The sequence below is a fragment of the Rhodococcus sp. WMMA185 genome, from assembly GCF_001767395.1.
In the GTDB taxonomy this organism is placed as follows: domain Bacteria; phylum Actinomycetota; class Actinomycetes; order Mycobacteriales; family Mycobacteriaceae; genus Rhodococcus_F.
The window spans coordinates 1536820-1556951 of the sequence record NZ_CP017014.1 but is presented as its reverse complement, the minus strand read 5'-3'; the positions used below and the strand labels follow the sequence as shown (position 1 = coordinate 1556951).

The following is a 20132-nucleotide window of genomic DNA, read 5'->3' as shown; positions in this document are numbered from 1 at the left end:
CAAAGCCACGGTCTATACGCGAAGAGCGCCGCTTACATCCCCCCATGATTTCTATCGGAGTCGCCCACGGGAAGCAGTCACCGAAACCCGCACCCACAAGTTCGGACTCAACTACCGGGCGATCGCCTGTCAGGCACTGACGCGCGAATGACCTCCGAATAGTTTCCGCGGGTGAACTCGAATCGTTCTGGTAGGAAACGCTTTAGCCAGCGATACAGCGTCTGTGTCTGACGGGCCGGGTCGGCAACATCTGGATACCGTTCAGCTATCCAGGCTTTCACCGCACCGAATCGTTTTGGTTCCCTTGCAAACTCAAACACGTCTGTGACGATGGGCTCATAGGAAAGCATGGCGGCGACATTGGTCTCGAAGATGCCTCTGTCTTCGACCCTTGGTATGTCAAGTTGTTGCAGGTCGATCAACGCATCTCGAATGACTGATGCGGTGACGTCATCGTGATGTCCTGCTTGAACATCGAATAGTACTCCGGGGTCGCGGCAGTGCGGTAGCCACACGACTCGCCGTACACCTGTCTCATCCTGACAGTCAGAGTCAGGTGTCTCTGAGCTTGACGCCGCAATCTTCTGAAGGTCGAGCGCCATTGACGCTTGCTCCATTAGATTCTGCATATGGTCTGTCGCGACTACTGAACGGGCAGCGACCCGGTCTTCAAAGTCTTGGAGTGGTACAGAGTCGACAAGAAGTTCGAGATTGCTGGGCTCACGCCACCCAAGTGCCGCGGCAGTCAGGTTCGCTGATCCAATGAATGCCCGATTGTCGAACCTAAAGTACTTCGCGTGAAGTCGGGAGCACAGCATGAACTCAGCCGAGCGTCCCTCAAGTGCAACCTGACGACAGGCTAGGTCACTTACTCCCGTCGCGACCTCCACGGGATGCCACCGCGTAACAACTCGAAGGTTGACCCGAGTGTCGGTGACCGCTAGAAGTCGCCGCAGCACAGCTTCCTTCATGAATGGAGCGACCAGGACGATCTCCTCCTGCGCCGATGCTGCAGCGACTTCGAATTGTAAACCTAGAGACGACACCGCCTATCCACGAAGGAATCGAGATGCAACACGGCCCCAGTCAGTGCGGATATCCTGAAGCGCCTCACGGCGCGCGGGTAGCGCCTCCTCGTCTTCGTATCGCGCCCACGCCATCAGGAGCAGCTTGAGACCGCGGTTTGCACGGTAGAGCCGCTCGGCGAGCTCATCTCGGCTATCCCCATCAGATACTCTATCTTCGAGAACCTCGACAAGACCCTTGTACGCAGGATGTTCAACGTTAATCGTGATAACGATCTCGCCAGCAACCGGCCGGACGTTGAAGAAGGCGCCTCCGTCGAGTGTTCCCTGCGAAAATACGTACTTCATTCCTTCTTGGACAACGTCGAGCGACTTGTCACGCGCCTGAGCCTGTGTCAATCCATCACCTTCAAAGACCTGCGCAAGAGCATTCACGCGTTCAGCTTCAGGCAAGCTTTCTTCTTTGTCGCTCTCACCCTTGCGACCTTCCGCCTGAAACTCCTGGGTTACTTTGGTCGCTTCTGCCTCCGGAGAAGCGTCATAACGCCTTTCCACACTCCGATTTCCCTTTGTCTGTATCTTTAGCGCCTTCCTGATCGCACCCAGACGGCGTTGAATGTCTTGGGCGACCTCAACGAGGTCAGCGGCAGGATCATCGTTCTCCTCCATCTCCGCCTTGATGTCCGCGGTGCTACGCGACGGGTCCTTGATTATGGAGTCAATTGAAGCAGTTACTTCGCTGAAGTAACGCGCCGACTGCTTGTTGTTGGTCACACCGAACACCTCGTCCAGTGCGGGCGGGAAGTCGACTTCGACACCCCACCATCGTTCCGTCGGGTTATAGCCGATTACCAAAGATTGATCCAGGTCGAGCTCGCGGCCGGCGCGCATGAGACTCACGCCAACGTTCCGCGCAGCGTGCCTACCGTGGGGCGTTGCACCTGCGTTGTCGCCTCGTCTCGCCTCAGCCTTCGCTACGGTGAAGCGCGTCTTCACGATGTGACCCCGACCGTCAGGGGTCTCGATCTTTCGCTCGATCTCCCAGGCACCTTCGTCTCCATCGGGCTCGAACATCGGCTCGTCATCGTAGGGGGCCGGAGTGCTCGACGGGGCCATGAGGTAGAGGGGGTCATTGACCCGAGCAGGCCTTGCCTTCGTGGCCTTCGACCTATCCCCGATGTCGAACTCGGCTAGGCGGATAGTTACCTTCTTCTCGTGTAGGTACCGCCTGTACATGCGCCCAATGATGTCTTCGGACCGGTCGATGATCGTCGACGCTCTCCGCCACTGCATGCGGTCGAGTTTCGACCAGACCACCAGTGTGCCCGACGACCCGACGGATTCGGCCACATCCCGCCAGCCCTGCTGGACGGGAACAACCACGGGCGATGGAACTGTAGAGCTGGCGCCTTTCTCGATATCGTCGAGATCGATGAAGGTGTAGTTGGCTCGGTCTGCCGAGTCGGTCCAGGACCATACTTCGACGCGGCGAGCCTGGGAGATAGATGCGCTCGGCAAACCCATTCCGAAGCGGCCGATGCCGGAACGATCATCGAGACGGGTTCCGTTCCCGAATTGGAGTGCCATACGCAAGGTTTCGGCGTCCATGCCAGAGCCGTCATCGAGCACACCGACTTCCTTGATGCGCGGCACGTGCCGCTTTTGAACCAGCTCGAGTTCCTCACCTGCGAGAAGCTCCACGTGGCGGGCCCCGGCCTGGATGGCGTTGTCTATCAACTCGGCGACAGCATAGGCCGTGTTCTTGTATCCGTTGTCGCGCATGGCCGAAATCGCCAGACTTGTTGGTACCAGATCGAAATCAGAACTATCAGGCATCCCACACATCTTCCCAGTTTGTAAATGCTTCGGACATACCGCCGAAACCCGGCAGCGAGGTGTCGACGATTGTAACCACAAGGGCCTCTTGGTTTCCCCCAGCTCGCACCCCGCGTGTCGCTCGACCAACCATCTGGCTGTACAGCACGAGAGATTTGGTCGGTCGGGCTATTATCGCTGCACTGGTTCGGGGGGCATCGAATCCTGTTGTGAGGACGCCATAGTTGCAGAGAACCTGCGGTTCAGCCTCATCAGAACGGAAAGCCTCTATCAAGCGTTGTCGTTCGGAGGGACGTGTCTTGCTCGTCACTGACGCTGCCTGTACTCCACGAGCAGCCAGCACGGTTGCGAGAGTATTCGAATGGTTTGCAGTAGTCGCGAAGACAATGATCCGACTGTGGCTCAGGATCAGCTTTTCCACACGCGTAACAATCAACAGGTTTCGAGTGTCGTCCCCAGCTAGTTGTTCGAGAACCTCCGTCGGAATATCGGTCGCCCGCTCAATCTGTCGGAGATCTCTGGGACCGAGGGCCGCATCACCCGAATATGTAAGTGATTCAAACTCAGTACGCGCAAGGTAACCCTCATCGATCAGATAATCGACCGGATTGGCGTAGCCCGGTACCTTCAGGGTCACCTTCTCGTTGGCGAAAAAGTTTGACAGTCTTCGATCTTCGTCCAGATCATTCCACGTACGGCCGGGTGTGGCTGTGAGCCCAAGCAGACGCGTTTTCTCATGCCTGTCCACCAACAGCTCAAGTACATCCTTGTACGTCGGTGCCAGAGCTTGGTGTGCTTCGTCAATGATCACGAGGCGAGACCTGTCCGCTAGTCGAGACCACGTCTGGTAGCTCGACCGAATCGAACTATACATCTTGTCTAAACCGCACACGACGAGGCCGTCTCGAGCCCCTTCGATATCAATTGGGTTGGAACCCCAAAACCGAAAGACCTTGAGCGTGCGATTCCCGAGAGCAGCCCAGGCGCGCTCGAATTCCGAAGCTGCCTGCTCACAGAGCTCTTCACTATAAGCCAACCACACGGCCATGCGTGGCTCTTCTGCACGCAGATAGTCGCATACGACGTTCATCGCTGTTCGTGTCTTGCCTGAACCCGTGGGCATATGAAGTACAGCGCGGCCGGGACCGTCACGTAGGGCAACGTCCACCTCTGCCGCCGCCACTCTTTGATGATGGAAGAGAGGGTATCTCGGTTCGGTCGACTTGTCGGCACAGATCAAGTTCCGGCTGACTTCCTCATCGACGGCGACGCCAAATAGCCTGTGGAACTTCGCTTCCCTGGCACTGCCCTTGCGAAGCGTCAAGGATGTCAGGAGTTCGTACGGGTCCGCAGAACCATTTGTCGGATCGAGGCCAAATCCTCTGACCAGCGCTTCCGCCTGACCCCGCGAGAGCATTCGAACCAAGGCAGTGCGAGCTTTCGGATCTCTGATGAGTTCACTCGGGGTCCGTTGTGCTTTCAACAGCTCACGGAGCTTGCTCGGTCGGGCGAGGTCGGGGTCAAGGCGAACAAGCAAGCGAGTAACACTCGGCCCCACTAGGTCGCGCAGCGTCTCCTCGTCTGCGCGAGCCATGAGCGCGTTGAAGTCCAGCCGTTCATCGCGCATTCGATGCCCCATAGCTGCCCATCGGGTACGAGCACGCTAGATGCGACCATAGGTTCCTAACTTTGCCAGTCACAAGGCATTTCCCCCTCTGCCGAGACTAAAGGTAAGTGAATGGTACTGGGGCTCACACTAGAGAGCGCACACCGAGCATTGCGCTGAATCGTCGTCGTCGTCGAGTGCGTCACCGAGGACATCCCATACCGGCTTGTTCTTCTTCCGCTTGGATGCGCTCTCCATAGCCTTGGCGTGCCGCTCGAGGATCTCTTCACGTCGCGCGATCAGGTCGGGCAGCGACTCCCCACCCGACCAGGTGTACTGCCTGCCCTTCATCGCATACTGACCGAATGATGCGTCACCATCGGCGCCGGCGTCCTGTCTGACCTTCGATTCGATACCGACCGCCCGGTCGAATAGGTCTGGATGCTTCTCGGCCAGTCCAACCCATTCTGCTTTCCGCTGGTAGAAGCAGAAATAGCATCCTGAACGCGTCCGCCACTCGTAGTATTTCGGAAGACCGATTCCGGCCTCATCGAGGAGCCGAAGGACCCCATCGTGATCGATATCGTCTTCTACGAACGGAAAGACCGTACGAATGTTCGGCTTCGTACTCACATAACCCTTGCGCCCGGATTCATCAGCCCGTATCGCGACGTATGAGACGGCGGTGTCCTCGCCGATCCACTCCTCGAGTGGCTCGATCTTCATCTTTGCTGTGCACCAACGCATCTGGGGTGACGGCAGCGTTCCGCGATACACGTCGAACCAGTGGTCGAACCCCTTCTTGGGGTTCAGTCGGGCAATCGGTTTTCCGAGCGCTGTTTCGAGACGGTCGAGGTACGCATATGTCTCGGGAAGCTCGGCACCGGTATCGCAGAAGAAGTACTCCATCTCCGGGACACGGTCGCGCATGTACACAGCTAGGGCACTCGAATCCTTGCCTCCGCTGATGCCACAGATGTGGCGAACCGAATCAGCCATGGTGAACGTCCTTCCTGTCGTTGCCGAGCGATGCAGAAGAGGTGTCCGTCTCTTCGAAAGCCAACCTTGCCATGAGCATCCGACACGCGTCTGCCCGTGAACCCAACAGCTTCCCGAGCTTCTCGAGGAACGGCTCGACGTGAGGGTCAATCGATTCCCTTTGCCGTTCCGTGATAGAGAGGAACTCCGTGCGCTCTGTGCCGTCGGGGTGGGTAAGGACCATCCGACTGATGGTGAAGCCGTCGGGCTCTGCACCAGCTGCAAGGCGCTCGTACAAGACCGCTTGGACTCTGCGCATTGTGGAGCCAAGTTCGGAAATCCTGAGGGGGAAACGATTCGCGACATCGTCGGTCCAGACGCGTGGAGCGTGACCATCCGAGACGACCATGGCGACGTTTTCCAGCCAAGCCTGATCGTCTAGATCCCTTGCGAGGGCGCCTACAAATGCCCTGAGGCGCGGCTCGAGTACTCGATCGTCTAGGTTGGCTGCTTGCCCGGCGAGAAGTTGGCGAATTTCGGTTCGAGTTCCGGTGACCGCTGTCGCGTCCTTCAAGCGGGACTCGATGTGCTCGAGAAGTGCGTCATACGCCTCATCAAGCTCTTTGATCGCCTCCGCGAGTCGATCTGCGTACTTCGCGGCGGCGTCCCGCTCGCCGTTTCCAGTAGAGGGAAACGGGTTGATCCCGAAAACCTGTGGAAGTGTCTCGAAAATAAGAACATCGGGTTCGGAGGCTGTGTGAAACGCATTACGTACTTCGAGCGCTTCTTCCGATACCGCACTCTTCGTCTTCTGCACGTACGGGGGCAGCCGCCGCAACTTCCGAAAGAGCGCAGTTGCGACGTCGAGAAAGGTCGGCTGTCGCGAGCCCCGCTCGATTAGCCTGGCAGAGAGCGCATCAACGACGATGCGTCTGCTACCGCTGTCAACTCCAGTGTTCCTGACAGTGAAATGGACTGGATTGCGGGTAAGTCTCTCGGCGACCGCGTCGTCGATCGACAGGACGAGGCTTCCGTGCTCATACAAGGCGATCTCGTCGGCACGGACGAGAAGGTTCGCCACGATCAGGAGAGGCACGATGCCTTCCTTCAGGCCGACAGGTGGCTCGGTGAGACGCTTGGCGACTTCATACAGATTCGTCCGGGTAGTCCTGGCCTCCTCGAACGCGGAACCGATAATCTGCCACACGCTCTTCCATTGTGGATGTTCAGGGTCATCCGATGGAGCCTGAATATCCCATGAACCCTCTGAGCCCACTCGGTGTATCCCTGTCGAACGAAAAACTGCCTCGTAGATAGCTCGTTCTGGTCCATATCCCTCGATGCCGAATGCCTCTTGGTCCCTTTTTGTCAGCATCGCTTCCATCAGCACCCGACGAGCTTTGGCTCCCTGGCTTGTGAGTTCTCGTCTGGCGATCATCTCGTTGGCCACCCTGGGGGTTGCGGAGTATGCCTCGTCCGAAACCGTCGATAGCACCGCCGACAGACCGGTCTCGGGTGCCAACGCAATGTCACTGCCGAAGAAGGCCCAGCTAGCGTCCAAATTCCAAGTGCGGCCGATCTCACCGCGCAGCTGTTGCTGCGCGGCCGCTGTTCGCTCGCGAAGCTCGCGCTTCGCCACCCAGTCTGCGTTCTCATCCTCCGCCGAGTGGAGCGCGAGCTGCAACGCGGCTGCTTCGAGAGCTGCCTCCTCAACGGCACTGAAATCAGCGGGAGTAATCACCACGATGGGCTTTTCCGGGGTATCCAATTCTGACGACTCCTGGGGAGTGTCAGCGGTCGCGTAAAGGACCACGCCATCCCAAGAAGGACCTGGCACTTGAAAGTCAGCCGGCGTCAAACTGCTGAACTTCTGTTCGAATATTCGCAGTACGCCGTTCCGTTGGCTATGACGGCCGGCCACAGCCGGCTCCAACGGTGTCACCTCATTCAGTAGCGTCGCGAGATCCTTCGTTGCACATTGCCGCTTGGCACCGGCGATAGCGCGCCGAAGGTCGTAGTCAGATCCTTGCCAAACTCGGTACTCATCAGAGAAGGTTCGGTAGACGATCAGCCCCCTGTCCTCGAGTGAGGTCAGCACATTGCCGACCTCATCGAGGGTACTCGAGCCGTCTTGCCCCGTAAGAAGCGCGAATTCGAGCATGGGTCGTGATGCCCGTACGCTCCCACCGCTCGAAATCAGATTGAGGACCCCGATAGATTTCAGGGCGCGAAGCTCCGCAGAAGTGAGGCCGACGGTGTCCCTGATGCGTGTTTCGATCTCCATCCAGCGGCTAGCGTTCTCGGAGACCCCGATCATGCTTCCGGCGGAATCGAGAAAGTAGTCATATACTCGGTCAAGCCCGAGAAGCGGTGGCGGTTGCTTCGGATTCCATTCGGAACTGTCGAGAAATGCCGGTACGGCAAGGGGTTCCGTACCACCCATGAACGAGAACAACGTTCGTTCGTTCTGACCGTAACGCGTGCAGAGATCGGGAAGAACCGCAAGGGTGAGAGGGTGCAACGGAATCGCATCCCGCGCGTCCTCTACGAGATCACGCAGACCCAGGTGCTCGAGTGTCGTCGAGTTGGCCTTCATCCACTTTTCGGCGGCTATACCGAGTTTCGGCGTTGTACGCTCTAAACTGCCAACGATCAAACGGCGAGATTGAGAAGGTGTTTCGACGTAAGGGATGTCCTGGAAACGTCCTTGGACCTTCGACCATTCGCGTCTGCGCGCCGCAGATGTCTCTTGGACGTACTCGTCAAATGACAAGTGTTGCATGGTGATTATCACCAATGGAAGCGCATCGTCGCCCTGAGTTAGTTCCGCCAGTTCTTGCAACAGATACGGATCACCGAGATGACCGGATTCGGCGAAAGCTTCGAGGTTTTTGCCGAACTCGTCGATGATCAGAATCATCGGGCGAGTTGCACACATCCGTTTGATGGTGTCCCGAATATCGTCCGTCGTCAGTGTTCGACTAGCTTCACTGCCACCGAAGGTGTCGGGGACGATGGTCTGCGTAGACCCGAAAGTGCGCTCAGCACCGGAATGTAGCGCGCGCGCAATCGTGGACGAAACGGGTTCGGTCTTCGCAGTTGCGAAAGCCCGAATCATTCCTTCTCCCTGAATTCCCAGGCGTCGCAATCCCTGGAGAATCAGAGTGTCGATGCTTTCATCGACCATGCGCAGAATCGCATGAGATTCAGCGTATTCGGGTGCATCGACTGAAGACAGCAGCCCATCGAGAAACACGGCCAGGGAAGACTTACCTCCACCGTGTGGTCCCGTTATCGAAAATGTGCGTCCTGCAGCAGGATCGGCGAGCCCACGCCCAATTCTCCCGACTACGTCGATTGCGCGCCCTGTCGGGATATACCCTTCAACGGCGTGAGCACCGTGGTCGCGTTCCACGTTTGCTGACCGACTGAACCGCGGGCGCGGGCGTACGTGTCGTGAGAGTGCACTCATGCTGCGGTTCCCTTCGCGGAGTTCTTGCGAGCCTTCTTTGCCTGCGCCTTCTTGACTGCTCGTTCCGGCACATCGTCGGGATAGGCCTGCCTTGCGGCCGGCCCCGCAACTACAATGTTTTCGGCCCCAAAAAGATCCGAGCGTCTCTTCTTGTGATGTTCAAACATCACCTCGCGAGCAACCTCGATTGGAGGCGAGTCGACAGTCAACTGTTGCGCTCCGGCTGGCCGGGCAATCTTGATCCCGGACACTTCCCGAGCCGATTGGTCGATCGCGCCAACAATGTCTTCCGGAGCCAGCTTCATGATCAGACCAGGTGAACCAGGATCGACGGCAAGTCGATCAATCGAGATGGTCTTGCTTCCACCAGCATCACGACTCATGTAGTCGAGACATGCGTATGTGATCGCGGCCGCCGGCAGGCCCCGCTTCTCACCGCGAACGAATCGGTAACTGTTTCTGGAGCCGGGAGAAGGCTGAATGATCTGCAATTCGCGGAATGGGGAATCCAGTACGTCGTCCAGGGTTTGCCGCCCGCGCGTCTCTCGTCGTGTGTACATGCGTAGAAGGCAGTCCACATCCTTCCGGATGCTTGATTCCTTGGGCTGTTGCCATGTTGTGGCCGCAACTTCGTCGACGCAATACTGCATCAACTCATCCTCAGTGAACTCGACTGCACTGAAGTCGTTGAATGCCAGTCGCCATATAGGCAACATGGTTTCGGCCGATATGGCCTGCCAGTGCAGAATCCACAACGTGCTTGGATCTTCCATGTATGGGTCCAGCCCAAATTCTTCGTCTAGGAAGGCCCGGCCGAATTGTGTCGGCAATGAGATAAATACGCGCGATCTTTCTGGATGAGGCTTCCGAGTGATAACCCTGGTCGCCGTGGCCCAGAACCGGATTGCTTCAACCATATTCTTGCCGACACCAAGTTCGACTGGTGCCTCCGGAAGCCCGAAGACGTTTGGGTTCTTGACTGCGGAGTCGTAACCCTTCTTGATCCATCCAAAGCGTGGATGGAACGTTTGATGGTTCGCGAACATCGGTACCGCGGATTGTTCGAGGGTCATAGGTCAGCCTTCCGATCGCGTTGTCAGCTCGCGGACACGCATCACCGCTGATGCGATCTCATCGATTGCGCGTGCAATCTCGTCGAGCGTTGTGGGGCGTCCGAGTGAGATCCTCAGGGTCTCGGAGGCCGCCTGGTGGGTCAGACCCATTGCGAGCAGTACATGGGACTGGCTGGGTGTTGCGGATTGGCACGCGCTGCCAGACGAAACCGCGATACGTGGCATCGAAGTCATGACTGCTTCAGCGTCCGCACAACGAAAGCGCAGACTCAAGGTGTTGGTTAGCCGCTCGGCTTCAATCCCGTTCACTTCTACATCACTGAGCCGTAAACGCAGTCCGGTCGACAACTCGTCTGTAAGACGTGCCAGCCTTTGGGTGTCGGCGGGCTGTTCTTTCGCAGCTAGTTGAGCCGCTCGCCCGAATCCGGCTAGCGCCGGGGTGTTCTGCGTCCCGCCTCTGAGGCCGAATTCTTGCCCACCTCCGGAGAAGATAGGAACTAGACGTCGCTGGATGTGTCGGGATGCGACCAGCGCACCGGCACCCTTGGGTCCATAAACCTTGTGGCTGCTGCACACCAGCAGGTCTGAGCAATTGACGACGTCCGACATGTCGCCCTTACCAGCAAGCTGGGTTACGTCAGAGAAAAGGAGTGCGCCATGATGTCGAGCCAGCTCTGATGCGATCGCCGAGGGCCCCAAGACCCCGGTTTCGTTATTCGCGGCCATCACGGCAACAAGCGAGACCGTGTCGTCGATCAGCTCCTCGAGGTGTGAAAGATCTACCAACCCAGACCGGTCGACGCGAGCGCACCTTACCTCCCCGCCGGTAACTTTGGCGGCCACATCGGCAGCGGAGAGAACGGCCTTGTGCTCAGTGGCTGCAACCACAATGTTCGGTCGCGACTGCGCACCCAGTGCAGCGCCGATTATTCCAAGGGCAGCCGCTTCGCTAGCCCCACTGGTCAGCACGATGTCCCGTGCAGGCCTGCGGACTAGGTCTGCGACATGACTTCGCGCCTCTTCAACCACCTCAGCGGCACCCTGACCGCTCCTGTGCTGAACACTCGAGGGATTGGCGAATTGCGACGAAGCTTCGGCCATGGCCGTCTCCACCCGCGGGTCAACTGGCGTTGATGCGTTGTAATCGAGGTAAATCATGGCGGCACTGATCCTATAGCCCTAGCTTTCTATCCCCATGGAGGCGCGCGGCGCCGTTGTACAGTCGGTAACCATTGCAGATGCCTCCGACAGACGCCACCGGAAGTGTGGTGCATCTCCCCGGCGTGTCCGGAGGCCACTAGTCAGAGTTGACCTGTTCCCCTAGATGTCCACTATGTCGCGCAGGCTCATCAGCCCCGATGAGGGCGAACAGGAATCGGAGGAACGCCTGGATGCAATTGGCACTCAAGCCCGGCGGACGGGGTTAGCCGAGAGCCGCAGCGACGAGGAGATCGTCGCCACGTTTGAGATGTCGCTCGGCCACACTAATCGACGAGCGGCGGCATGAGCACGGGCGCGGCGAAGGAACACGAGGAGTTGCAGGGCGGATCAGCCGCATCGAGCGGACTTCCACGACTCCACGATCGACGGAAACATGCTCGAGATCACATCCATGATCGGCGTCGCTACCCGGAACACGGCAGCCTCAACTTGCCGAGCGGGCCGAGGCTCCGGGTACGCCGAGGGCAGGTTCATTGTGGGTCCGATTGGAAGGTCCGCCCTCCTAGTCTGGAAGAACCTCGGATCTCCGCTCCAACATCTCAGCTTCCCCGGAACGCAGGAACACACCGCCGTCCGGCTTGTAGTCAGCGATCCCAATCGACTGGTCATCACGTCGCTACCTGGCACCGGCCCTGCCCAGATCATCTCCTGCCAATGTTTGTGCACCGCCGTGCGTTTCACCGCGACTGGGGTGAGTGCCGACTGTGCGAGTGCCACAAACCGTGTGACATCCTCCGGCCGCGCGTGCCGGGAACTTGATACATCGTTCATTGCCACGACATCATGTCCGGTCGATCGGGGACCCGACCATCGAGGCGATGACGGTATGCAGCGCAGACCGCCGCCACCATCCGAGACATCGTCACGCGGCTGTCGCCGCAGTCTGGTAAGCACCCAGGGGTGCCGCCAGCGGGAATCTCCATGCCCATCGAAAGGCTGACCACATGAGCCGCTACCCGTCCCGACTCGTCCCTGCCCTCAAATCGATCTTCTCGGACGGACCGATCGAGAGTTCGGCCCTCCGTGCCCGGCTGGAGCAAACGGGTTTGCGCAGAATCGAAGACACCGACATCTACTTCGCGTGCCACGAACATGCCCTCGCTGTTCTCGATTCGACGCAAACCAGCTGGATACCCACCGGGTGGGTATCTTCCCCGCCCAGCACCGAGCCCGCCCGCAGCACGGCGCGGGTATACGAAGCGCGAAAAGGATCGAATTCGCTGAGACGCAGCGAGCACCGTGAACTCGCCCAACTACGCGCGTCCGCCGATCTCAACGACGTACAAGTCGAAGCGTGGGCAGCCCCCCTCGACCCCGAATGGCGGACGGTGGCTACCAAGGTGGCAGACGCCCTCAAGTCGGAGCACAACGAGGTGACTAGAACTAGGTCTACCCACGACGTCGCGTTGACTCGGGGTACGTCCATCGCCGTGACCGAGGCTCGCAAAGTGATGCGATTCGAGATGCAAGGCGACGCTCCGACGAGAGAAGGCCAGACTGCAACGCTGATAACCCGGTTCGACCAATACGAGGTAGAAGTCGTGGCCGTCTACGGCACCGAAATCAGCCTGTCGGTATCGAACAGCTGTCCAGAGCTCGAATCTGCGACGTTACGGTGCGACCTGTCATGGCTCCTCAGCCGCCAGCTAGAACGACTCAAAGGGTTGCTCATTGACGTGGGCCAGTTCGACACCACAGCTGCACTCGACGTTGTATTGCCTGGACGCGGAGCCGGCGCGCTTGCCTCCGACCCGCCCTCGCTCCCCGAATTGAACAGGGCCCAACGTTATGCGGTGTATCAGGGTCTCGGCGACGGCCTTACCTGGCTGTGGGGACCACCCGGCACAGGCAAGACCACCACCCTGTCGGTCCTGATCCGCGAACTCCTGGCCATGGGAAAACGCGTGCTCCTCACCGCCCCGACAAACGCAGCTGTAGACGTTGCGCTTGGCGGCTTCCTCAATCACGTCGATAGATTCCATGTCGGCGACGTGGTTCGGATTGGAGAGCCCGCAACCAGCGCGCTCACAGGACGACCGGTCCCCGTGCTGACGGACGAGGTCACTGCCATGCGCGGCGAATCCGTCGCCGCACGGCGTGTCGAACTGGAGAACGAAACCCGTGAACTACGACAGGAACTCCGCCGAATCACCACCACCAAGGACACACATGCGCCCACCGACGACAATCGAGTGCGCGCCATCGAGGCCCAGATCGCGCGAAACCGTGAGATGTCGAAGAGGCTCGGAGAGATCCTGGCCGAGGTACGCCGAAAGGTCTGTCGTGAGGCCCGGCTCGTTGCCGCCACCACCCACCAGGCGGTACTCGACACACTCGCCGACGCGGTCTTCGACGTCGTCATCATCGACGAGGCCAGCATGGTCTCGTCGGCGATGACGATGCTCGTCGCGGGCCTCGGCCGCGGACACACCGTCATCGCCGGCGACTTCCGGCAGCTCCCACCGGTCTCCGTCTCGGAGGAGCCACATGCCAAGCTGTGGCTGCGCCGCAGCTCGTTCGAGAGCGCCGGAATCGACGCGGCCGTGCGAGCCGGGCGCCCGCTACCCAACCTTGCGGTCCTCGACGTCCAACATCGGATGCACCTGAAGATTGCGGAGTCCGTCAGTGACGGTTTCTACCCAGAGCAGCGGCTCGCAACCGCCGAATCGGTGCTCCGACGGCGCCGCGCCACATCCGCACTCAGCGACGCGCCGATTGTGGTGCTCGACACCTCCGCGCTCTCCCCCAGGGCGGCGCGAAAGCACGGGCTGCACTCCCGCTACAACCCCATGCACGCGCAGCTCACCGCAGCCCTGATGACGACGCTCGGCGAAGACGTCACTGCAGCCCTCATCAGCCCCTTCGCTAGCCAGGCCGCACTACTCGCCTCACTGCTGGACCCGTCCAATGCCGGGCATGCGGCATCGACGGTGCACCGCTTCCAAGGCGGTGAGGCCAACGTGGTCCTGTTCGACGCCGTCGACACCGCTGGTGGTGGGATGAAGCTCCACCAGTGGTTCGCGCGCGGACACTCGGGCAGTGATGGCGCCCGGTTGATCAACGTGGCCGCCAGCCGCGCCCGCGATCAGCTGATCCTCGTCGCCGATCTCGGCCGCATCCACCGCAGTCGAACCACCGTCGACGCCGTCCGCAAGTTCACCACGGCCTCGCTTGCCGAAGCGGAGTTCTTGACATGGAAAGACGTTGTCACCCTGCCCGGCTCGCCGACCACTCAGGAGCTGGGCCTGGACAGGCTGATCTCCGACATCGGGGCAGCGAGAGACGCGATAGACATCTGGTCCAGTGACCTCGACACGAGGACCGCACGTCCCGTCGTAGACGCACTCGCCGACGTGGCAGGCGAGGTTCCGGTGTCGGTCTGGTACCAGCCATCTCGAAGCGGTGATCTACCTGACGTCCTGGCCCCACTGCGGTACTCGTCGGTGTGTCTGCGGCCGTGTAGCCCGATCCGCGAGTCGACAGCGGTTGTCGGCGACAGATTATGGACAGCATCGAGTCCCCTCCTCGCTGCGAACCCGGGTAGGGCGTTGCGCACCGGAAACTCCCGACTCGCCCAAGCCGTTCGTCGTGCACTGCTACGCCGGAAGACTGCCCATTCACCTGGCAGCGGCGACTTCGCCGAAACGTGTGCCTGCGGACGCCTGCTCGTCCGAGAAGAAGCCACGGGCGGACCTCGCACCGGAGTCTGGTCTTCCTGCAGGAAGTGCGACGGCCCTCGAACGAGTAAGCGAGCAAACTCACGTCGCTAGCCGATCACGTTGAGAATCGCCGGGACAACCCGCTCGTAGTCACGCGAAGCAGCAGGTCGGGATCGCGGCCGTCGCGGCATGGAACTGGGGCAACGGAGTCCATGAACGGCGGAAGCGGATCAACCCTACCGCCAGGGCTCGATCCTGGCACCGACAGCCATGAGGAGCGCGGAGAACAGGGTAGCAAGAGGGAACCTAGGGGCCGAGCAGTGCAGATTGCCTCGATGTCGTGGTGCTCCGCTATTGTCTGCGGGTTCACTCAACACATCAGAGTTTCAGGACGGGTATGGCAGGCGACTGGAAGTTCGAAGTTCCCACGACAGGTACAAAGCACCTACCACCGGACGCCCGATACATGGAGGCGCTGAGTAGTCAGGGTTATGGCTTCGAAGTCGCTATTGCGGATCTGGTCGACAACTCGATCGATGCCGGCGCAAAGGATGTCGTCATCCACTTCTTGCGGGATGGCGACCAGTTGGTCAGCCTCCTCATCATTGACGACGGCGGCGGGATGACCGAGGAAGACCTGGACATCGCCATGACCGTAGGTGGTCGGCGAAACTATGACGCCCAGGCCCTAGGCATGTTCGGTACCGGGTTGAAGTCTGCTTCCCTGAGCCATGCCTCTGCGGTAACGGTAGTCAGCAAAACCAAGCGCTCTCGGCCCGCGGGACGCCGGTGGCTGATGGAACGTGCGACAGCTGATTTCCAGTGCGACATCGTCGAACCGAACTATGCCCAGTTGCTGATGGATCGCTATGCCGGCTGTCCGATCACCTGGTCCGGCACCGTCATTCGATGGGACGGCGTAAAGAACTTTCCCCAGACCGGCGGAGGCGGTCAGACAGACCGTTACCTGCATCGCACCATCAACAAACTCGGCTTCCACCTCGGTCTCTATTTCCATCGGTTCCTCACACGTGACGACTTCAATATCACCATCGCAGTCGAAGATGTCCGTACCGGCATCGAGTACATGAATTTCGGTGTGGTGTCACTGGATCCCTTCGCGTACCCAGTGTCCGGCCACCCGGACTACCCACGCGCATTTGTTGCAGAAGTGCCATCAATCGGTTCAGTGGGATTCGACGCCCACATCTGGCCATCGAAATCTAACCTCGACGAGTACAAGGCAGTCGGGTCGGTAATCGAAAGGCAGGGCTTCTACTTCTATCGTCACAACCGCCTCGTCCAAGCGGGTGGGTGGAACAACTTTCGGCAACCAGACCAACACCTCGCCTTGGCTCGCATCGCTGTCGACCTACCGGACAACTCGCGAGACGTGTTCCGCCTGAGCGTCAAGAAGGAAGGCGTCGAGATGTCGCCCGAGGTCGTGGCGGCACTCGAGGACGCGCGGGACCACAACGGACGACTTTTCACCCAGTACTTGAACGACGGAGAATCGACGTACCGAGAGGCTCGTAAGACCTCGGGAACGGTTCGAAAGCCGGTAATCGCTCCCGGAAAGGGTATCGACGCCGCCGTGCGTGAAACCCTAGAGGAAGAGTTGCCGATCCTTCCAGGGGAAGAGCCGATCGCCATCCGATGGCAATCACTCGTCAACAGCATCTTCTTCGACCTGGACCGTGAGAATCGAACGATCTATCTGAATCAGTACTATCGAGCGGCGATTCTGGGCGGCCGAGCTGGCACGCTCAACGATGCACCGATGGTCAAGTCGCTCATGTACCTACTTCTCCATCAGATCTTCGAGAAGGAATACAGCGGACCGCGGGAAAAGGACAACCTGCAGCTGTGGCAGGCAGTGCTGGTTTCCGCCGCCCGGGCAGAACTCGATCGGATGGCTGACAGCGGGTGACGGCGATAGTCGCCGACTAATCCATCCCTCACCCAATCGACCTTTTCGCTGTACACACCACAGAGGATCTTCGATGACGAACGCCGACTCACTGAGACTTGAACTCCACAGTGCTGCCCTGTCGGACATGAACGGCAGCAGGCCGAAACGGCTTGTCCGTGCACTCTCTTACCAGGCCGAAGAGTTTCCCGCAGACGCGGAAATCTACGCCACCGAGCAGGATTTCCAGCAGTTCATCGAAGCTGCGTCGACGACCGATCCGCTCGTCGAGATGTGGCGTAAACAGCTCACGCGCTGGGATTTTGAGGAGGCGCCCGATTGGTCCACCTCCGATCCACGCACCGACGAGCGGCGCCAGGACGTGTACCGGCTATTGGGGCTCGAACCGGCTACCGGCGAGCTTCTCACCTCGGTGTTGCCCGTCTACAAGACAACGCCTCCGGTAGTGATAAGTACTGGCTTCACCCCGTGGTACACACCGCAGTCGCAGCAGGGCCGCTCCTGGTACTGGCCTGCCTACCGCCAACTTCTCACGAACAAAGGCTGGCCGGAGCACGCCGTGGCCGGACTCGACATAGCCTCAGACCGCGTCGTAGAACGCCTGGCTGACCCCTCCAGTCCCACCGCGTACCAGTCGAAGGGCCTGGTTGTCGGCTATGTGCAATCCGGCAAGACAGCCAACTTCACGGGCGTCATCGCGAAAGCAGTCGACGCCGGGTATCGCCTCGTAATTGTCCTCGGCGGCACACTCAACCTATTGCGCGGGCAGACCCAGCGCCGCCTCGACATGGAACTCGTGGGTCGAGAGAATATCCTCAGGGGTGCACATGAGGACGAGTCAGATTACGCCGATGATCCGGCATGGGGTAAAGGGAAATTTCTCGAGTTCGGCGGTCTCCCTTCTACCTTGGGAGCATTTGATATCGTCCGAATGACCACCCGGGACAACGACTATAAGAGTCTGCGCCAAGGGATCGTTGCGCTCGAATTCGAGAAGCGAGAACCCGCACTCCCCCTGTACGATTCACAAAATCTTCACCGTTCATCAGCCCGTCTGATGGTCGTCAAGAAGAACAAGACCGTGCTGACCAACTTGGTCAAAGACCTGAAAAAGATCAAGACTCCTCTGTCCGAGATTCCGGTCCTGATCATCGACGACGAATCCGACGAGGCTTCGGTCAACACATCAGACTTGGCGAAACCGAACGCCGAGCGAACTGCGATCAACCAGAAGATCTCCGACTTGCTCAACATGCTGCCGCGCGCGCAGTACGTCGGGTACACGGCAACCCCGTTCGCCAACGTATTCATCGACCCCAGTGACAGCGAAGATATCTTCCCCAAGGATTTCATCGTCTCGCTTCCACGCCCGGATGGATACATGGGCGCCCCGGACTTCCACGACCTCGATACGGTCGTTCCGGAAGAAGAGAGAAACCCTGCCAACTCGAACGAGAAGGCTCATGTCCGCGACATCCTGATCGATGGTGACGAAGACGACGGCTGTTTACAGCGTGCGATGGACATGTTCGTCCTCACCGCAGCGATCAAGCTCTACCGCGAAGACAAGGGCGGGCTCGGCGAGCGCTTCTTCCAACACCACACCATGCTCATACACGAGTCCATGCTGACCGAAGCACATAAGGAGCTTCTGGGGCGCGTCACTCGCATGTGGTGGAATTCCGGCTACATTGGGCCGAGCGGGCACGAGCGGCTCCGCAAATTGTTCGATACCGATGTCGCACCAGTGTCTGCCGTCCGGGCCGACGGATACGCCGTTCCGAAGTCGTATGACGAACTCATGCGGTTCGTCGGACCGGCTTACATCCGCATTGGCGGCGACGACCGCCCGATCATCGTCGTCAACGGAGACAAGGATCTCGAAACCGGCGAGGCTGACTTTGACAAACGATCAATCTGGAAGATCCTTATCGGCGGCCAAAAGCTCTCCCGTGGCTTCACGGTGGACGGGCTGACCGTTACGTATTTCCGCCGCCGGGCCGGGAATGCATCCACGCTGATGCAGATGGGGCGTTGGTTCGGATTTCGGGAAGGGTACCGAGATCTCGTACGACTCTATCTCAGTCGCTCGGAATCCGTTGGCAGCAAGGAGATCGACCTCTACGAGGCATTCGAAGCGATCTGCCTCGATGAAGAGAGCTTCCGTTCCGAACTGGAACAGTATTCCGTCATGGTCGACGGTCAGCCTCAGATTCTTCCGGCACAAATCCCACCCCTTGTCTCACAACACCTTCCGTGGCTCAAGCCGACAAGTCCGACCAAGATGTTCAATGCGCGTCTAGTGGAGGTGAGTTCGCCCGGGAAATGGCAGGAGCCAACGGCATACCCGATAAGGGAAGCGGATCTTCGACACAATACCGGCCTCTGGACACCCGTTCTGGATTCCATGTCCGAGAACACGACGTCATATGCGTACAACTTCTCCGAGGACGGAAACATAATCACGCATCGCTTCGATGCCCAGATTGGCAGTCTCACCGCTAGTGCGTTCCTGGAGATCGCCGAGAATCTACGCTGGCACGCTCCTTCGCAGTTTGCACCCAACCTCGAGTACCTGCGCCGAATCAGCACAGGAGATTCGCCGGGTGTCAACGATTGGGTTGTTTTCGCGCCACGGAACTCCAGGCTCACCAGTCTCATCACCTTCGGAGGCACGGGGCGTTCGTATTCATGGTTCGCGCGCGACCGGCGTCGTGGGCCACTGTTCGGCGCAGTTCGCGACCCGAAGCACCGTGCAGTACCGCTACGAATAGCCGGAGCCTTGCCCGACTCCGGAGACGTCGAGACCGAGAGGCTCGTCGATGACCGCCGGGGTGCCATCGTCCTGTACCCCCTCATCGAATCTGCACAGCGAACACATATCGGATCCGACGGTCACCTAGATCCTGGCAAACTCGTCATGGCGTTTACCTTCGTGGCTCCCGCCACAGCCGTCAGCCTTGCTCGCGAAGGAAGTCCGGTCCGGTTCACGACCATCGACTCCGAACGTGAGGAGTCGGCCATCATCGACATCGAAGACAGGGATGAATGATGAATTGGATGAAGTGCCATGCCGGTACCGATATCTAAGTGAGCAGGTCGCTGAATCTGCACCGGATACGGACCCTTATTTGGTCGGGAAGCTCGGGTGACACAGTGAGCACGTGCTGATCCGGGCGGCCAGCGCGCCTTTGATACGCAAACTACTCTGTAATCAGTTCAGCCCAACGCATCGGCTTTCAAGTCGAACAAAGACACGGTGTGAGATGCGGCCGCATGGAGGTGATGGGAATGGCGGCGCTGGCCGAGCTTGGGGCGGCCCTCGAAACGTT

10 protein-coding genes and 1 pseudogene are annotated in these 20132 nt (G+C 59.3%); 3 read left to right on the top strand and 8 right to left on the bottom strand.

Features of this window, described 5'->3' with window-relative positions:
- Positions 1-107: 107 nt before the first annotated feature.
- From BFN03_RS20780 to BFN03_RS07005, 8 genes and pseudogenes are all read right to left on the bottom strand, one after another.
- A complete protein-coding gene (locus BFN03_RS20780) occupies positions 108-602 on the bottom strand; it encodes a hypothetical protein (protein ID WP_232320454.1) in 495 nt (164 codons plus the stop codon).
- Positions 603-713: 111 nt separating this feature from the next.
- Positions 714-1046, bottom strand: a pseudogene (locus BFN03_RS21010) (phospholipase D family protein); the annotation flags it as partial.
- 3 nt (positions 1047-1049) lie between these two features.
- Positions 1050-2861, bottom strand: a complete 1812-nt coding sequence (locus BFN03_RS07030) for an ATP-binding protein (protein WP_070378416.1) — start codon at positions 2859-2861, stop codon at positions 1050-1052.
- Complete coding sequence (locus tag BFN03_RS07025) at positions 2854-4488, bottom strand: DEAD/DEAH box helicase (RefSeq protein WP_232320453.1); 1635 nt, start codon at positions 4486-4488, stop codon at positions 2854-2856. Before BFN03_RS07025 ends, BFN03_RS07030 begins: the two co-directional genes overlap by 8 nt.
- A gap of 129 nt (positions 4489-4617) precedes the next feature.
- Complete coding sequence (locus BFN03_RS07020) at positions 4618-5466, bottom strand: phosphoadenosine phosphosulfate reductase family protein (RefSeq protein WP_070378415.1); 849 nt, start codon at positions 5464-5466, stop codon at positions 4618-4620.
- On the bottom strand, positions 5459-8632 hold the full coding sequence (locus tag BFN03_RS07015; RefSeq protein WP_232320452.1) for a hypothetical protein: 3174 nt from the start codon (positions 8630-8632) through the stop codon (positions 5459-5461). The genes BFN03_RS07020 and BFN03_RS07015 overlap by 8 nt, the downstream gene beginning before the upstream one ends.
- 281 nt (positions 8633-8913) lie before the next feature.
- Positions 8914-9990 (bottom strand): DUF4007 family protein, encoded by a 1077-nt coding sequence (locus BFN03_RS07010; RefSeq protein ID WP_070378413.1) that lies wholly within the window; start codon positions 9988-9990, stop codon positions 8914-8916.
- A 3-nt stretch (positions 9991-9993) separates the two neighbouring features.
- On the bottom strand, positions 9994-11148 hold the full coding sequence (locus BFN03_RS07005) for a cysteine desulfurase family protein (RefSeq protein WP_070378412.1): 1155 nt from the start codon (positions 11146-11148) through the stop codon (positions 9994-9996).
- Positions 11149-12155: 1007 nt separating this feature from the next.
- On the opposite strand from BFN03_RS07005, the gene BFN03_RS06995 reads away from it, so the two are divergent.
- The 3 genes from BFN03_RS06995 (at position 12156) to BFN03_RS06985 (ending at position 19852) form a co-directional block, all read left to right on the top strand.
- The gene (locus tag BFN03_RS06995; RefSeq protein WP_070378410.1) at positions 12156-14981 is read left to right on the top strand and encodes an AAA domain-containing protein; all 2826 of its coding nucleotides are present in this window, start codon (positions 12156-12158) and stop codon (positions 14979-14981) included.
- 286 nt (positions 14982-15267) lie between these two features.
- Positions 15268-16800, top strand: a complete 1533-nt coding sequence (locus BFN03_RS06990; RefSeq protein WP_070378409.1) for an ATP-binding protein — start codon at positions 15268-15270, stop codon at positions 16798-16800.
- Between the two features lie 73 nt (positions 16801-16873).
- Entirely contained in the window at positions 16874-19852 is a 2979-nt protein-coding gene (locus BFN03_RS06985; protein WP_070378408.1) for a Z1 domain-containing protein, read from the top strand.
- Positions 19853-20132 lie beyond the last annotated feature (280 nt).

Coding starts and splice junctions, on each gene's coding strand:
- BFN03_RS07005 (WP_070378412.1), bottom strand. CDS start 11,148: ATGATTTACCTCGATTACAACGCATCAACGCCAGTTGACCCGCGGGTG.
- BFN03_RS07020 (WP_070378415.1), bottom strand. CDS start 5,466: ATGGCTGATTCGGTTCGCCACATCTGTGGCATCAGCGGAGGCAAGGAT.
- BFN03_RS07015 (WP_232320452.1), bottom strand. CDS start 8,632: ATGGTCGATGAAAGCATCGACACTCTGATTCTCCAGGGATTGCGACGC.
- BFN03_RS20780 (WP_232320454.1), bottom strand. CDS start 602: ATGGCGCTCGACCTTCAGAAGATTGCGGCGTCAAGCTCAGAGACACCT.
- BFN03_RS06995 (WP_070378410.1), top strand. CDS start 12,156: ATGAGCCGCTACCCGTCCCGACTCGTCCCTGCCCTCAAATCGATCTTC.
- BFN03_RS07030 (WP_070378416.1), bottom strand. CDS start 2,861: ATGCCTGATAGTTCTGATTTCGATCTGGTACCAACAAGTCTGGCGATT.
- BFN03_RS06985 (WP_070378408.1), top strand. CDS start 16,874: ATGACGAACGCCGACTCACTGAGACTTGAACTCCACAGTGCTGCCCTG.
- BFN03_RS06990 (WP_070378409.1), top strand. CDS start 15,268: ATGGCAGGCGACTGGAAGTTCGAAGTTCCCACGACAGGTACAAAGCAC.
- BFN03_RS07010 (WP_070378413.1), bottom strand. CDS start 9,990: ATGACCCTCGAACAATCCGCGGTACCGATGTTCGCGAACCATCAAACG.
- BFN03_RS07025 (WP_232320453.1), bottom strand. CDS start 4,488: ATGCGCGATGAACGGCTGGACTTCAACGCGCTCATGGCTCGCGCAGAC.